The sequence below is a fragment of the Aquamicrobium sp. genome (genome assembly GCF_023954335.1).
Lineage (GTDB): Bacteria > Pseudomonadota > Alphaproteobacteria > Rhizobiales > Rhizobiaceae > Aerobium.
This window is the reverse complement of the sequence record NZ_JAMLIE010000001.1, coordinates 1,424,426-1,438,321: the sequence shown is the minus strand read 5'-3', so window position 1 is coordinate 1,438,321 and position 13,896 is coordinate 1,424,426. Positions and strand designations below refer to the sequence as shown.

At 68.5% G+C, this 13,896-nt stretch carries 18 protein-coding genes; 14 read left to right on the top strand and 4 right to left on the bottom strand.

What is annotated here, in order from left to right; translation table 11 throughout:
- Positions 1–29: 29 nt before the first annotated feature.
- Positions 30–1,046: a polyprenyl synthetase family protein gene (locus M9945_RS07075; RefSeq protein WP_367928238.1), complete on the bottom strand. Its 1,017-nt coding sequence runs from the start codon at positions 1,044–1,046 to the stop codon at positions 30–32.
- Positions 1,047–1,251: 205 nt separating this feature from the next.
- Between M9945_RS07075 and M9945_RS07070 the strand changes: the two genes are divergently transcribed.
- From M9945_RS07070 to M9945_RS07005, 14 genes are all read left to right on the top strand, one after another.
- Positions 1,252–1,488: a DUF2007 domain-containing protein gene (locus tag M9945_RS07070; RefSeq protein WP_367928239.1), complete on the top strand. Its 237-nt coding sequence runs from the start codon at positions 1,252–1,254 to the stop codon at positions 1,486–1,488.
- On the top strand, positions 1,485–2,267 hold the full coding sequence (locus M9945_RS07065) for a tRNA1(Val) (adenine(37)-N6)-methyltransferase (RefSeq protein ID WP_367943963.1): 783 nt from the start codon (positions 1,485–1,487) through the stop codon (positions 2,265–2,267). Before M9945_RS07070 ends, M9945_RS07065 begins: the two co-directional genes overlap by 4 nt.
- Before the next feature lie 74 nt (positions 2,268–2,341).
- Positions 2,342–3,202 carry a S49 family peptidase gene (locus M9945_RS07060; protein ID WP_367943962.1) on the top strand — a complete coding sequence of 287 codons (861 nt, stop codon included), beginning with the start codon at positions 2,342–2,344 and terminating at the stop codon, positions 3,200–3,202.
- A 93-nt stretch (positions 3,203–3,295) separates the two neighbouring features.
- Positions 3,296–3,481 (top strand): NfeD family protein, encoded by a 186-nt coding sequence (locus tag M9945_RS07055; protein WP_367928242.1) that lies wholly within the window; start codon positions 3,296–3,298, stop codon positions 3,479–3,481.
- A gap of 11 nt (positions 3,482–3,492) precedes the next feature.
- Positions 3,493–4,380 (top strand): 4-(cytidine 5'-diphospho)-2-C-methyl-D-erythritol kinase, encoded by an 888-nt coding sequence (locus M9945_RS07050; protein WP_367943961.1) that lies wholly within the window; start codon positions 3,493–3,495, stop codon positions 4,378–4,380.
- A 17-nt stretch (positions 4,381–4,397) separates the two neighbouring features.
- Complete coding sequence (gene moaB, locus M9945_RS07045; RefSeq protein WP_367944787.1) at positions 4,398–4,958, top strand: molybdenum cofactor biosynthesis protein B; 561 nt, start codon at positions 4,398–4,400, stop codon at positions 4,956–4,958.
- A gap of 178 nt (positions 4,959–5,136) precedes the next feature.
- Positions 5,137–6,291 carry a PA0069 family radical SAM protein gene (locus tag M9945_RS07040; protein WP_367943960.1) on the top strand — a complete coding sequence of 385 codons (1,155 nt, stop codon included), beginning with the start codon at positions 5,137–5,139 and terminating at the stop codon, positions 6,289–6,291.
- A gap of 270 nt (positions 6,292–6,561) precedes the next feature.
- Complete coding sequence (locus M9945_RS07035) at positions 6,562–7,212, top strand: ribonuclease HII (RefSeq protein WP_367943959.1); 651 nt, start codon at positions 6,562–6,564, stop codon at positions 7,210–7,212.
- A gap of 197 nt (positions 7,213–7,409) precedes the next feature.
- Positions 7,410–8,543 (top strand): cell wall hydrolase, encoded by a 1,134-nt coding sequence (locus M9945_RS07030; protein WP_367943958.1) that lies wholly within the window; start codon positions 7,410–7,412, stop codon positions 8,541–8,543.
- Between the two features lie 218 nt (positions 8,544–8,761).
- Complete coding sequence (locus M9945_RS07025; RefSeq protein ID WP_367943957.1) at positions 8,762–9,181, top strand: AtpZ/AtpI family protein; 420 nt, start codon at positions 8,762–8,764, stop codon at positions 9,179–9,181.
- 41 nt (positions 9,182–9,222) lie between these two features.
- Positions 9,223–9,972 (top strand): F0F1 ATP synthase subunit A, encoded by a 750-nt coding sequence (locus tag M9945_RS07020; RefSeq protein ID WP_367943956.1) that lies wholly within the window; start codon positions 9,223–9,225, stop codon positions 9,970–9,972.
- Between the two features lie 86 nt (positions 9,973–10,058).
- Positions 10,059–10,286 (top strand): F0F1 ATP synthase subunit C, encoded by a 228-nt coding sequence (locus tag M9945_RS07015; RefSeq protein ID WP_367928248.1) that lies wholly within the window; start codon positions 10,059–10,061, stop codon positions 10,284–10,286.
- A gap of 63 nt (positions 10,287–10,349) precedes the next feature.
- Complete coding sequence (locus M9945_RS07010) at positions 10,350–10,946, top strand: F0F1 ATP synthase subunit B (protein ID WP_367928249.1); 597 nt, start codon at positions 10,350–10,352, stop codon at positions 10,944–10,946.
- A 3-nt stretch (positions 10,947–10,949) separates the two neighbouring features.
- Positions 10,950–11,429, top strand: coding sequence for a F0F1 ATP synthase subunit B (locus M9945_RS07005; protein WP_367928250.1), 480 nt, complete (start codon positions 10,950–10,952; stop codon positions 11,427–11,429).
- A 182-nt stretch (positions 11,430–11,611) separates the two neighbouring features.
- On the opposite strand, the gene M9945_RS07000 is transcribed toward M9945_RS07005, so the two are convergent.
- The 3 genes from M9945_RS07000 to M9945_RS06990 form a co-directional block, all read right to left on the bottom strand.
- Positions 11,612–12,472, bottom strand: a complete 861-nt coding sequence (locus tag M9945_RS07000; protein WP_367928251.1) for a 2-keto-4-pentenoate hydratase — start codon at positions 12,470–12,472, stop codon at positions 11,612–11,614.
- A 267-nt stretch (positions 12,473–12,739) separates the two neighbouring features.
- On the bottom strand, positions 12,740–13,300 hold the full coding sequence (locus M9945_RS06995) for a MerR family transcriptional regulator (RefSeq protein WP_367928252.1): 561 nt from the start codon (positions 13,298–13,300) through the stop codon (positions 12,740–12,742).
- A gap of 228 nt (positions 13,301–13,528) precedes the next feature.
- Positions 13,529–13,852, bottom strand: a complete 324-nt coding sequence (locus tag M9945_RS06990) for an integration host factor subunit alpha (RefSeq protein ID WP_367928253.1) — start codon at positions 13,850–13,852, stop codon at positions 13,529–13,531.
- Positions 13,853–13,896 lie beyond the last annotated feature (44 nt).

Sequence of the window (13,896 nt, the reverse complement as noted above, 5' to 3'; positions counted from 1 at the left end):
CCGGCCGACCGGCGGCCGAAGCGGCTCCGTCAGTTCACCCGGCTGATGCAGAAATCGATGACGTCGAGCAGCGCGTCCTTCTGCGGCGTCCGCGCCAGCGGCGCGAGCGCGTCGCGGGCGATCTCGCCGAAATGGCGCGCCCGGCCGATCGTGTCGCCGATGGCGCCGTGCTTCGTCATCAGCCCCCGCGCGCGCTCCAGCGAGGCGTCGTCCGCCTCCGCGTTCTCGATCGCGGCCTTCCAGAACTCGCGCTCCTCGGCCGAGCCGCGCCGGGAGGCGAGAATCACCGGCAGCGTGACCTTGCCCTCGCGGAAGTCGTCGCCGACATTCTTGCCGAGATTGCGCGAATCGCCGCCGTAATCGAGCGCGTCGTCGATGAGCTGGAAGGCGAGGCCGAGATTGACGCCGTAGGAGCGCAGCGCGGCGCGCTCCGCCTTGCCGGCGTCGGCGATGATCGGCCCGACCTCGGCGGCGGCGGAAAACAGCGCCGCAGTCTTGGCCTTGATGACGGCGAGGTAGTCGTCCTCGGTGGTCTCCAGGTTCTTGGCGACGCCGAGCTGCATCACCTCGCCCTCGGCGATGACCGAGGCGGCGGAGGAGAGGACGTCGAGCGCCTCCAACGAGCCGACGTCGACCATCATGCGGAAGGCCTGGCCGAGCAGGAAATCGCCGACGAGCACGCTCGCCTGGTTGCCCCAGATCATGCGCGCCGTGCGCTTGCCGCGGCGCAGGTCGCTCTCGTCGACCACGTCGTCGTGGAGCAGCGTCGCCGTGTGCATGAACTCGACGCTGGTGGCGAGCTTGACGTGGCCGTCGCCGCGATAGCCGAACATCTGGGCGGCGGCCAGCGTCAGCATGGGCCTGAGGCGCTTGCCGCCCGACGAGATCAGGTGGTTGGCGACCTCGGGGATCATCTCGACGTCGGAGCCGGCCTTGGACAGGATCAGTTCGTTGACGCGTCCCATGTCGGTCCGCGTCAGCGCGATCAACGCCTCTATGGACGCCTTCGCACGCTTTCCATCCTCGATTTCGACCACAACGCCCACCGGAAACTCCTTGATGCCAACCCGGATACCCGCCCCGCCGGCCATGCCGACGGCGGACTCTAGGCAGACACACCCATGGCGGCAAGGGGCGAATTGGCGCAAAATACACCGTTTACCTAGCGGAAACACCGGCGGGAACGGCCGCCGCCGCCGGGGATTTACCCGGGGATTTACATCGCCGGCGCAACCTGAAACCCTTTACGGCATGATCGAGCTTCTTCGCACCAACGACGCCGTCCTCATCTCCTTCGTCGAGGCCCTGCTGCGCGATGCCGGGATCGGCTTCTTCGTCGCCGACAACAACATGAGCGTGATCGAGGGCTCGATCGGCATCCTGCCGCGCCGGGTGATGGTGGCCGAGGCGGACGCCGACGAGGCGCGCCGCCTGTTCGCCGACGCCGGCATCGCGGACGAGATCAGGGGCGAAATCAAAAGCGAATGAGCGCCGCCGGCAGCGAAGACGCGGCGCCCTCGGTCGACGCCTTCCACCGCGGCCGCTTCGTGCTGGTGCAGCCGCAGGAAGGCCACCGCGCCGGGCTCGACGCCATGCTGCTCGCCGCCGCGGTGCCGGACGGTTTCGACGGGCGTCTGGCCGATCTCGGTGCCGGGGCCGGGGCGGCGGGCCTCGCCGTCGCCGCGCGCTGCCCGGCCGCGCGCATCGTCCTCGTCGAACGGGAAGCGCGGATGCTGGCGCATGCCCGGCTGACCCTCGCCCACGAGGCCAACGCCGCCTTCGCCGGGCGGGTGGACCTCCTCGCCGCCGACGTGACACTGACCGGCAGGGCGCGGCGCGAATCCGGCCTCGCTGACACCTCGTTCGATGCCGTGGTGATGAACCCGCCCTTCAACGAAGCGTCGGACCGTGCCTCGCCCGACGCGCTGCGCCGTGCCGCGCATGTGATGGAGGACGGGCTGTTCGAGGGCTGGCTGCGCACCGCGAGCGCGATCCTGAAGCCGCGCGGCACGGTCGCGCTGATCGCGCGCCCGCAATCGCTTCAGGGCATCCTCACGGCGCTCGGCGGCCGCTTCGGGGCCGCGCGCATCCTGCCCGTCCACCCGCGCGCCGGCACGCCGGCGATCCGCGTCATCGTGCGCGCCGTGCGGGGCTCGCGGGCGGCGCTCGTGCTCGACGCGCCGCTCGTCCTGCATGGCGAGGAAAACGGCTTCACGCCGGCCGCCGAGGCGGCGATCAACGGCCGCGCCGCGCTTTTCGCGCGCTGAACGGCGCATTCGCCATTGCGCGGCGGGCGCGAACGCCTACATGCGGAGGCGCACCTGATGGAGACCCGCCCGCCGTGAAACGCTTCCTCAACCGCCTGCTTCCCGCCTCGCTGCGCCCGAACGCCGTCACCATTCCCGTCATCCGCCTGCACGGCGCGATCATGGCCGGCGGCAACCAGTTCCGCCCCAGCCTGTCGCTGGCGACGACCGCGGGGGTGATCGAGAAGGCGTTCGCGTTCAAGGACGCGCCGGCGGTGGCGATCTCGATCAACTCGCCCGGCGGCTCGCCGGTGCAGTCGCGGCTGATCTACAAGCGCATCCGCGACCTCGCCGAGGAGAAGAACAAGCGCGTCATCGTCTTCGTCGAGGACGCCGCCGCCTCGGGCGGCTACATGATCGCGCTGGCCGGGGACGAGATCGTCGCCGACCCCTCCTCCATCGTCGGCTCGATCGGCGTCGTCTCCTCGGGCTTCGGCTTCCAGGAACTGATCAAGAAGATCGGCGTCGAGCGCCGCGTCCACACGGCGGGGCAGAACAAGGCGATCCTCGACCCGTTCCAGCCGGAGAAGAAGGCGGACGTTGAGCGGCTGAAGACGCTTCAGCTCGAAATCCACGACACCTTCATCGATATGGTCAAGGAGCGGCGCGGGGCAAAGCTCGCCGACGATCCCGACCTCTATACCGGCCTGTTCTGGACCGGGAAAAAAGGGCTGGAGCTCGGCCTCATCGACGCGCTCGGCGACATGCGCTCGTTCCTCAAGGAACGCTACGGCGAGAAGACGAAGCTCCAGCTCGTCTCCGCCCCGCGCGGCTTCTTCAGCCGCAGGCTCGGGCTTTCAAGCATGCGCGGCGGGGCCGAAAGGGCGGCCGCGGCCGCCGACGGGCTGGCCGACACCGCACAGGAGCGCGCGCTGTGGGCGCGGCTTGGACTTTGACGGCAAGGCTTTGACGACAGGCAAAAACGCTCTAGATTTGTCGGCAGGATAATCGCTTCACCCTTGCCGGCCTCACGCATGGAGGACAGGAACGTGCCTCAGCTCATCTTCTTCGCGGTCCTCGGCGTCGCCGCCTGGGTCGGATACCGCTCCTTCCTGCGCGAGGCCGAGCGCGTCACCGCGCGGGCGCGGCGGACCGAAGCCGAGCAGCGCGCCGGCGCGCAGGGGACGCTGGTCAAGGACCCCGTCACCGGCGAATACCACCTGACCAAGGACTGATCGCCTCCGAAATGGCCCCCGATACGGCCAATGCGACGGAGCCCGGCGCGACCGGCGAGCACGCGCCGGCCAAGGTGAACCTTGCGCTGCATGTCACCGGGCGGCGCGCCGACGGCTACCACCTTCTCGACACGCTTGTGGTCTTCACGGAAACAGGCGACCGCATCCGCGCTGCCGACGCCGGCAGCGACGGCTTCGCCGTCACCGGGCCCTTCGCCGCCGACATCCCCGCCGACGGCGCGAATCTCGTCCTCAGGGCGCGCGACCTCCTGCGCGGCGTCGCCGGCGCAAGCGCACGGCCGGTCCGGATCGAGCTCGACAAGGCCTTGCCGGCCGCGTCCGGCATCGGCGGCGGCTCCAGCGACGCGGCCGCGACCTTGCGCGCGCTCGCCCGGCTGTGGGGCCTTTCCCTTTCCGCCGGCGACCTCGCCACCATCGCCCTGCCGCTCGGCGCGGACCTGCCGATGTGCCTTGCCGCGCACACGCTGCGCGCCCGAGGAGTCGGCGAGGCGCTCGCGCCGGTCGACGGCCTGCCGGGGCTCGACATGGTCCTCGTCAATCCCGGCGTCGCGGTGGCGACGCCCGCCGTGTTCACGGCCTTGGCGAACCGCGCCAACCCGCCACTCGCTCCCTTGCCCGCGCGGCCGGATTTTTCCATCCTCGTCGAATGGCTCGCCGCCGCGCGCAACGATCTCGAAGCGCCGGCCGTCTCGATAGCCCCGGCCATCGCCTCCTGCCTCGCCGCGCTCAGGCAGAGCGGGGCGGCGCTCGCCCGCATGTCTGGATCGGGCGCGACGTGCTTCGGCCTTTACCCGTCGCGACAGGATGCCGCGCGGGCCGCCGCCGCCATCGCCGCCGGGCAGCCGTCATGGTATGTTCGCGCGACGAGAACCATCTGAAGCGAGACCCGACCGCCATGGGCCATCACAGCGACGACGACCGCCCGTTCCTGCCCGTGGGCTTCGCGGTGCTGACCGTCTCCGACACCCGCACGCTCGCCGACGACAAGTCCGGCCAGACCCTCACTGAGCGCATCGAGAAGGCCGGCCACCGGCTGGCGGCGCGCGAGATCGTCACCGACGAGGTCGAGGCGATCCGCGCCGTCGTCCGCCGCTGGGCCGACGATCCGGCCATCGACGCCGTCCTCACCACCGGCGGCACCGGCTTCACCGGCCGCGACGTGACGCCCGAGGCGCTGGAGCCGCTGTTCGACAAGCGCATGGACGGCTTCTCGCAGGTCTTCCACCGCATCTCCTACGACAAGATCGGCACCTCGACGATCCAGTCGCGGGCGACGGCCGGCACCATCGGCGCCACCTTCGTCTTCGGCCTGCCCGGCTCGCCCGGCGCCTGCCGCGACGCTTGGGATCACATCCTCGAGCAGCAGTTCGACTATCGCCGCCGGCCGTGCAACTTCGTCGAGATCATGCCGCGGCTGGACGAGCACCTGAAGCGCGGCGCGGCGCGATCCGGCTGAGCCCTTCCCGCGGGCGTTCCCTGAATTTTTCCTTGAATTTCATAATGTTATGACTCCTTCGCCGGCGCGTGCCCTGACGTCACCGTATTCCTCCTCGCAAAAAGTTCTTGCTTTGTTCTGATTTCTCGTTAGGAATAATTTCATCGAAGAGTCGCCCGCAGACCCGTGGAGACCGAGGATGGAACCGATCAGACAGGCCGACATGGCCGCTTTTTCCGGCGGCGGCGCGGCGCTCGCCAACGCCATGGTCGAGGAAAGCGGCGTGCGCGTCGATTTCGAGCGCCGCCGCGGGCGCGGCGCGGGCGTCAACCCGTCCGGCCGCTACGAGCCGACCTCGCGCCATGTGTTCGACGACGGCTGGAACAATCTCGAGGAGCTGCCGGCCTTCAAGACCGAGGTGCAGGTGGAGCGCCCGCGCACCATCATCACCCGCAACGATTCGCCCGACATCGGCTTCGACCGCTCGATCAACCCCTATCGCGGCTGCGAGCATGGCTGCATCTACTGCTTCGCGCGGCCGACCCACGCCTATATGGGCCTGTCGCCGGGGCTGGATTTCGAATCGCGGCTGTTCGCCAAGCCGGACGCGCCGCGCCTCCTGGAGCGCGAGCTGGCCAGGCCCGGCTACGAGGCCCGCACCATCGCCATCGGCACCAACACCGACCCCTATCAGCCGATCGAGCGGCAATGGCGCATCATGCGCGAGCTCCTCGAAGTGCTGGAGGCGCACAACCACCCGGTCGGCATCGTCACCAAATCGGCGCTGGTGACGCGCGACATCGACATCTTGTCGCGCATGGCCGAGAAGCGCCTCGCCAAGGTGGCGCTGTCGGTCACCACGCTCGACCCGGCGCTAGCGCGCACCATGGAGCCGCGCGCCTCGACGCCGCCGAAGCGGCTGGAGGCGATCCAGGCCCTCAGCGAGGCCGGCATCCCCGTCTCGGTGCTGGTGTCGCCCATCGTTCCGGCGGTCAACGATCAGGAGATCGAGCGCATCCTCGATTCGGGCCATGCCGCCGGCGCGCGCGAGGCGGGCTACATCATCCTGCGGCTGCCGCTGGAGGTGAGCGCCGTCTTCAAGGACTGGCTGCTGCGCAACTATCCCGACCGCTACCGCCACGTCATGTCGCTGATCCGCTCCATGCGCGGCGGCAAGGACTACGACGCGGAATGGGGCAAGCGGATGAAGGGCACCGGCCCCTATGCCTGGCAGATCGGCCGCCGCTTCGAGATCGCAGCCAAGCGCCTCGGCCTCAATGTCGAGCGCCGGCGGCTGCGCAACGATCTGTTCAAGCCGGTCGCCCGGGCGGGCGAGCAGCTGATGCTGTTCTAGCACGGCCCGGAAGCGACGCGGCCATGAGGAAAGAAGGGAGGACGACAGCTTGAAGCGCGGGGAGCCGACGGAACCTTCGCCCCGCGACTCGACACCGGCGCGGGGCCGGAAGCGGGGCGCGGCCGCGCCTCCCATGCAGCCTCGCGCGTTCTTTATACAGTTCCGTCCGGCCTTCCTGTCCCCATGAGCCGGACGGCACGCCTTCCCTGCCCCGCCCCAGGAACGGGAAGGCTTGCGGAGAATCGGGACCGATGCGAGCATCGCCGCACCATGTCTCGCGCGCGTCCCGATTCTCCCCTTCTTTTCGACCTCCCGATCAGGCCCGACTTTTCCCTGGAGAAGGCGGCCCGGCGGGACGGGTTCTGGCCGGTGGCCGGCACCGACGAAGCCGGGCGCGGACCGCTCGCCGGGCCGGTGGCGGCGGCGGCTGTCATTCTCGACCCCGACGACATCCCCGAGGGGCTCGACGATTCCAAGCGCCTCGACGCCGCGGCACGCGAGTCGGCGTTCGCCGACATCCTCGCCCGCGCGAGGGCGGTTTCCTTCGCCTCGCTGTGCGCCGGCTCCATCGACGCCGGCGACATCCGCAAGGCGAGCCTCGAGGCCATGCGCCGGGCCGTGGCATGCCTGTCGGCACGGCCGCTGATGGTGCTCGCCGACGGCCGCGACGTGCCGCCCGGCCTTGCCTGCGAGGGTCGCGCCGTCGTCAAGGGCGATGCCCGCTCGCTCTCCATCGCCGCCGCCTCGATCGTCGCCAAGGTGATGCGCGACCGCATGATGGCGCATGCCGGCGGCTGCGACGGCCGCTACGGCTTCGAGATCCACATGGGCTACGCCACCGCCCGCCACCGTTCCGCCATCGGCGAGCACGGCCCGGCGCCGCGCCTTCACCGTCTCTCCTTCGCCCCATTCCGTAGATAGGCAAGCGCGCCGGCGAAGGGCACGCTGATCGCCTTGTTAAAAATCCCTTAATGAAATCAATGGGCAAGTCGGGTCCACGTTAAGGTTCTCTCAAGGTTAATGCCGCATTATCGCCGCTCATCAGACGAAGTCGCGTTTTCTGGAGAGTGTTCGTGTTGCGTCGAGTTGTCCTGCGCCGGCGAGACATCGCCGGACTCATGCGTTCTTCCGCCGCTCCCATCGTCATCGGCCTCGGCATTCTGCTCGGCTCGCCCACTCCGGCGGCGTTCCAGGACATGGCCAGCTTCGTTTCCGGCACGGAAAGGAGCGCGGCGCGGTGGAGCGGCTTCGTCGAGAAGTCGGTGGCCGGCTCGGTCCACAGCGCCGAGATGCCGTTCGTCGATTCCATGACCACGGCCTCGGTGTCGGGCAGCGGGCTCGTCGCCCCCGGCCTCGGCGCCGTCGCGCTGCGCGGCAAGGCCGAGGCCAGCGAGACGCCCGACGAAACCCGCATCAACCGCGCCGAGAAGCGCGGCCGCATCGTCAACGTCGTTCCCGTCGCGCCGCCCAAATCGTTCAATGCCGGCTCGGTGTTCCAGCGCACCAGCATGATCAAGACCCCCGAAAGCCAGCCGGGCATGGCGATGGCTTTCGCCCGGCCGCAGATCAAGGGCAAGGAAATCGAGATCGCCGCTGCCTTCCACGTCCGCGAGGACGGGACGGACGCCTCCGGCGTTCCCGCTTTCCTTGCCTCGCTCGTCACCAACGACAAGCCCGACATCCTCGCCGCGGCCTATGCGCCGCCGGCCCCCGATTATGCGCGCGCCTCGCCCTTCGCCAGCCTGCTCGGCGACGAGGAGGATGCGGGCGGCCGGTTCATTCCGCCGGTGAGCGAGGGCGACCATGCCTGGATGAGCAAGCCACTGCCCGAGCACGTCTTCACCGCCGCCGAGCAGAAGTGCCTAGCCGAAGGCATCTATTTCGAGGCGCGCGGCGAGGACGTGAAGGGCCAGGCCGCCGTCGCCCAGGTCATCCTCAACCGGGTGCGCAACCCGGCCTATCCCTCGACCATCTGCGGCGTCGTCTACCAGAACGAAGTCTGGCGCAACCGCTGCCAGTTCTCCTTCGCCTGCGACGGCACGCGCCCGCGCGTGCGCAGCCAGCAGCACTACCGCATGGCGCAGGAAGTCGCGATGGCGGTGACGGCGGGCAAGGTGTTCATTCCCGAGGTCGGCTCGGCGACGCATTACCATGCGACCTACGTCAACCCGCGCTGGGCGCGCACGATGGAAAAGATGAAGAAGATTGGCCTCCACATCTTCTACCGGACGCATGGCGGCGGCTGGAGCTGAGCGGCGCCCACGCCGCCCCGACCGGCCGGATTCGCCCGAATCCGGCGGCACCGGCGGCGGCGTATCAAGACGGCTCTAGCCAACATATTGAAATCAATCGCGAATTAAGTTCCCTATGACGCGACCCTCCCGGCTTGACTGGATTGGGGGGTCTCACTATGTTGCGCGCGACTTTGGAAGCGGAAAGCCGAACGCGGTTATCCGGGCAGGAGGTTGCGATGGCCGGCTCGAAAAAGCCGGGCGAACCGGGAAAACCTTCGCCCGAGACAGCGTACAGGCCGGACGGGGGCAATCGGGACGATCTCGAGCGCCGCGGTCGTGAGCTGAACGAGGCCCTGGCGGCGAAGCTGCCGGCCTCGCGGGCGGAGAACGAAAGCGGCAGACCCGGCTCGGGCGGTCTGCAAGGCTTCGGGCAGGCGCTCAAGCTGTCGAGTGAGTTCGTCGCCGGCATTGCGGTGGGAGCGGGTCTCGGCTGGCTGATCGACAAGGTGGCGGGAACGTCGCCCTGGGGCCTGATCGTCTTCCTGCTTCTCGGCTTCGCGGCCGGCGTGCTCAACGTCCTGCGCTCGGCAGGGCTGGTCGCCGAGCCGAAGTCTGGAATTTCACGCTCCGATCCGGGGCGACGGGACGGCAAATGAACTAGCGCCGCACGGCGCGCGACGCATTGAGGGGGTCCAGGTTGGCCAACGATCCGATCCACCAGTTTCACATCACGAACTTGATTCCGATCGAGATCGGCGGCTACGATTTCTCGTTCACCAATTCGTCGCTGTTCATGGTGGCCACGGTCGTCACCGCCGGCGCCTTCCTCTACCTGACGACGGCAAGCCGCGGCCAGGTGCCGAGCCGGATGCAGTCGGTCTCGGAGCTCTCCTACGAATTCGTCGCCAACATGCTGCGCGAATCGGCCGGAACCGGGGGCATGCGGTTCTTCCCGCTGGTGTTCTCGCTGTTCATGTTCATCCTGACGGCCAACATGCTCGGCATGTTTCCGTATTTCTTCACGGTGACCAGCCAGATCATCGTCACCTTCGCCCTCGCGATGCTGGTCATCAGCACGGTGGTGATCTATGGCTTCTGGAAGCACGGGCTGAAGTTCCTCGGCGTGTTCGTGCCGCAGGGCGTGCCGGCCATTCTTGTGCCGCTGGTGGTGGTGATCGAGGTCATCTCGTTCCTGTCGCGTCCGATCAGCCATTCGGTCCGTCTGTTTGCCGTCATGCTGGCTGGCCATATTGCGCTGAAGGTGTTCGCCGGCTTTATCGTCTCGCTCAGCGGCTTCGGCCTGCTCGGCATCGGCGGGGCGATCATGCCGCTGCTGATGGTCATCGCGCTGACCGGCCTCGAATTCCTCATGTCGTTCATCCAGGCCTATGTCTTCACCATCCTGACCTGCATGTATCTCAACGACGCCCTGCACCCCTCGCACTAGGGGTGCGGCCGACCCTTTCACCGGCGGGCCTCTCCGCCTGAAAAACGAAACCCGGATCATCAAAATTCCATCGAAGGAGTTCTACAATGGAAGCTGAAGCAGCGAAGTTCATCGGCGCCGGTATCGCCACCCTCGGCATGGGCGGTGCGGGCATCGGCCTCGGCCACATTTTCGGCAACTACCTCGCCGGCGCGCTGCGCAATCCGTCGGCCGCCGACGGCCAGTTCGGCCGCCTGATTTTCGGCTTCGCCGTGACGGAAGCGCTGGGCATCTTCTCGCTGCTCGTCGCGCTTCTGCTCCTGTTCGCGGTCTGATCCGCAAGCAGCATCGCCGGCCGCTCCAGAGGCGGCCGGTTTTTCTCTAGACAGGGGTAGTCCATGTTCACGGCGCCTGCATATGCGCAGGAGACGGAAGCGGGACCGGATGCCGAGGCGCAGGACGCGCCGGAGACGCACTCCGAGGTCGGCGTCGAGCACGATGCCGGCGGCAATTTTCCGCCTTTCGATTCCTCGACTTTTCCCTCGCAGCTCCTGTGGCTGGCGATCACCTTCGGTCTTTTCTACCTTTTCCTGAAGAAGGTGGTCCTGCCGCGCATCGGCGGGATTCTCGAGGTGCGCAGCGACCGCATCGCCCAGGATCTGGGCGAGGCCGCACGCCTGAAGGACGAGGCGGACGCGGCGTTCGCCGCCTATGAGCAGGAACTGGCCGACGCGCGCGCCAAGGCCAACGCCATCGGCCAGGACGCCCGTGACGGCGCCAAGGCCAAGGCCGAGGCCGAGCGCAAGAAGGTCGAGGCCTCGCTCGAAACCAAGCTCGCCGAGGCCGAGGCCCGTATCGCGCTCATCAAGGACGCCGCCATGCGCGACGTCGGGCAGATCGCCGAGGAAACCGCGGGCTCGATCGTGCGCGAGCTCATCGGCTCGGACGTCGACAAGGCTGCCGTCTCGGCAGCCGTCAAGGCGGCAAGGGGGTAGGGAATGGACGCTACATTCTGGGCCTTTGTCGGCCTTGTCCTCTTCATCGCCATCGTCGTCTATCTCGGCGCCCCGCGCGCGATCGGCAAGTCGCTCGACTCCAGGGCCGAGCGCATCCGCAACGACCTCGACGAGGCGCGCCGCCTGCGCGACGAGGCCCAGCAGCTGCTGGCCGAGTATCAGCGCAAGCGCAAGGAAGCCGAGCAGGAGGCGGGCGACATCGTTGCCGCCGCCAAGCGCGAGGCCGATGCGCTGGTGGCCGAGGCCAAGCAGAAGACCGAGGACTACGTCGCGCGCCGCACGACGCTGGCCGAGCAGAAGATCGCCCAGGCCGAGCGTGACGCCGTGGCGGAAGTTCGCGGCCGGGCCGTCGACATCGCCGTCGAGGCCGCCGGCAGGCTTCTCGCCGGCAAGGTCAAGGCCGGCGCCGACGCCACCCTGTTCAAGTCGGCGCTGTCCGAGGTCAAGACCAAGCTCAACTGAGCTGATCCACCTGCCATCGATTCACGAAATGCCGCCTCCGGGCGGCATTTTTTGTTTTGTGCAGGCATCGCCGTATCGGCATTGCGGACGGCCTCCTCCCTGCTGGAGGAGAAGGTCCGGCAAGTGATAAAGGGGCGTTCTGCCCCGGCGCGGATCGCGACGGGAGACCGCCCCCTCTTCGGCTATTCGAAGCCGACGCTGACCGTCGGGCTGTCGGCGAGGCCTTCATAGGTGACGGTCGCCTTCAGGCCGGGCTTGGGCGGCAGCAGCGGACCGAAGGAGCCGAGGCTGACGAGATCGCCGGCCTTGAATTCGACGCCGCTGTCGCGCAGCCACAGCACGGCGTTGAGCGGATGGCCGAGGATGGCCGCGCCCGGCGCGCGCGCCAGCTCCTGCCCGTCGCCATCGGTGACGACGACCTGCATCGCCGCCAGCGACGCCAGGAACGCCTCGCTCTGGTCGGCCGGGATCGCCGCGCCGAGAACGCCCTTGCGCGCGCCGACATTGATGGCGGTGATGATGTCGGCATTGAGCGCCTTGGGATCGTCGACGACGAGGTCAGGCAGCTCGATGAACGGATGCACGGCGGAGAGGCTGGCGAGCACCTCCTGCGGTGTCGTCGCCGCGTTGATGGCGGCGTCGGCCACCACGACGATCATGTCGGCCTCGAAGCGCGGCAGCGCGCCCCAGTTGGCCGGAATGCTCGCCCCGTCCTCCAGCATCATGTCGGCATAAAGGACGCCGCGCACGGGGGAGCTGGCGCCGAACGCCTTCTGCGCCGGCTCGCTGGTCAGCCCAGCCTTGTAGCCGGCGGGCGCGCCCCAGTCCTTGGCCAGCAGCGGCACCAGCTTGCCCTGCGCGCACAGCGCGTCCTCGGTCGAGGCGACGGCCGGCGGCGGGGTGGGCTTCGCCGCGAGGATGTCGGCGGCGAGGCGGGCGACGGCCTCGTCCGCCGGGCACTCCGCATAGGCGACACCGCCGGCAGCCATCGAGGCAGCGAAGGCCAGCGCGGCCCCTGCCCTGCGAACACGTTTCAAGCGCATGCTTCTTCCTCCCGTATGTCGACAGGCCGGGAACCCGCGGCCCGCGCAGCGCCCTCCTCGGCGCCATCGCGGAACGGCTTCCGGCACCGCCATATTCGCCCCACGGCGGCGTTCTGCCAAGCCGCAAGCCTAAGGAAAGCGGCGGCGAGGTATGCACCCGGCGCCCGCTCCGAGCCAACGGAGCGATCCACCTTGCCGATTTCAGGCAATGGAGCCGCGCGACTGCCCGGAGCGCACCACAGGCCGGCCGCGCTCCGCCTCCTGCCGTCAGCGCACCTGGTCGAGCAGGCGCTTGCATTCCAGAAGATCGAACAGGGCTTCCTGAAGCAGCGCCCGGTTGTCGCGCGAGAGGCGGCCTTCGCCGGGCTGCACCGGGCCGGCCTCCTCCGGCTTGCCGAGATTGAAGAACCGCCGGCCCGGCCGCACGCGCGGCTGGCCGACCAGCATCTCGTCGTCGCCGCCGCGCGGCGGGGCGGCGGCGGGCGCGTGGTCCAGCGCCTCCTCGGCCTCCAGCTCGGCCTGGCGGCGCTGGGCGATGGCCTCGACGGCCGCGAGGTCGCCGGCGCCGATGGCGACGAGGAACTGCACCCCGTTGTCGCGCAGCAGCTTCTGCACGCCCTTGATGGTGTAGCCCTGGTCGTAGAGCATGTGGCGGATGCCCTTGATCAGGTCGACATCCTGCGGGCGATAGTAGCGTCGGCCGCCGCCGCGCTTCAGCGGCTTGATCTGGGCGAAGCGCGTCTCCCAGAAGCGCAGCACGTGCTGCGGCAGGTCGAGCTGTTCGGCGACCTCGCTGATGGTGCGAAAGGCGTCCGGGCTTTTGTCCATTGGCTCCTGCATCCTCGCGCTTCGAATCGGCGAAAGCGCTGCCCGCGCTCCAACCCCTTGTTCCTGCACGATTTCCTACCCGGAGCCGCTTCGCGCGCCCGGTGGAATCGCCCCAGCATAAGAACGTCACAAACGGGCGCTTTCAAGTCGCCTGCACGTTTGGCGCGCAATTTTGCCGGCGTGGCGGGAGGCCGCGCCGTCGTCGTCGCCGGGTCGTCCGGCGGCTGCCTACTTCTTGACCTTGGACTTGATCGCCTGATGCGAGCGCAGGATGCGCTGCTTGAGGACGTTCGACGCCTTGAACGTCATGACGCGGCGCGGAAGGATGGGCACTTCCTCGCCGGTCTTGGGATTGCGGCCGACCCGCTCGTTCTTGTCGCGGACCTGAAAGGTGGCGAAGGACGACAGCTTCACGGTCTCGCCGCGGACGATAGCCTCGCAGATTTCATCGAGAACCATCTCGACGAGCTGGGCCGACTCGGTGCGCGACAGGCCGACCTTGCGATAGACGGCTTCTGCCAGATCAGCGCGCGTTAGTGTCTTTCCCCCCATTGAGCGGTCCAGCCATCTCGAACTATCTAAAAAATCAACACTAT

Excerpts from the sequence above, each read along its gene's own strand:
- M9945_RS07070 (WP_367928239.1), top strand. The coding sequence starts at position 1,252 with ATGATCGAGCTTCTTCGCACCAACGACGCCGTCCTCATCTCCTTCGTC.
- M9945_RS07065 (WP_367943963.1), top strand. The coding sequence starts at position 1,485 with ATGAGCGCCGCCGGCAGCGAAGACGCGGCGCCCTCGGTCGACGCCTTC.
- M9945_RS07050 (WP_367943961.1), top strand. The coding sequence starts at position 3,493 with ATGGCCCCCGATACGGCCAATGCGACGGAGCCCGGCGCGACCGGCGAG.
- moaB (WP_367944787.1), top strand. The coding sequence starts at position 4,398 with ATGGGCCATCACAGCGACGACGACCGCCCGTTCCTGCCCGTGGGCTTC.
- M9945_RS07040 (WP_367943960.1), top strand. The coding sequence starts at position 5,137 with ATGGAACCGATCAGACAGGCCGACATGGCCGCTTTTTCCGGCGGCGGC.
- M9945_RS07035 (WP_367943959.1), top strand. The coding sequence starts at position 6,562 with ATGTCTCGCGCGCGTCCCGATTCTCCCCTTCTTTTCGACCTCCCGATC.
- M9945_RS07030 (WP_367943958.1), top strand. The coding sequence starts at position 7,410 with ATGCGTTCTTCCGCCGCTCCCATCGTCATCGGCCTCGGCATTCTGCTC.
- M9945_RS07025 (WP_367943957.1), top strand. The coding sequence starts at position 8,762 with ATGGCCGGCTCGAAAAAGCCGGGCGAACCGGGAAAACCTTCGCCCGAG.
- M9945_RS07015 (WP_367928248.1), top strand. The coding sequence starts at position 10,059 with ATGGAAGCTGAAGCAGCGAAGTTCATCGGCGCCGGTATCGCCACCCTC.
- M9945_RS07010 (WP_367928249.1), top strand. The coding sequence starts at position 10,350 with ATGTTCACGGCGCCTGCATATGCGCAGGAGACGGAAGCGGGACCGGAT.
- M9945_RS07005 (WP_367928250.1), top strand. The coding sequence starts at position 10,950 with ATGGACGCTACATTCTGGGCCTTTGTCGGCCTTGTCCTCTTCATCGCC.
- M9945_RS07000 (WP_367928251.1), bottom strand. The coding sequence starts at position 12,472 with ATGCGCTTGAAACGTGTTCGCAGGGCAGGGGCCGCGCTGGCCTTCGCT.
- M9945_RS06995 (WP_367928252.1), bottom strand. The coding sequence starts at position 13,300 with ATGGACAAAAGCCCGGACGCCTTTCGCACCATCAGCGAGGTCGCCGAA.
- M9945_RS06990 (WP_367928253.1), bottom strand. The coding sequence starts at position 13,852 with ATGGGGGGAAAGACACTAACGCGCGCTGATCTGGCAGAAGCCGTCTAT.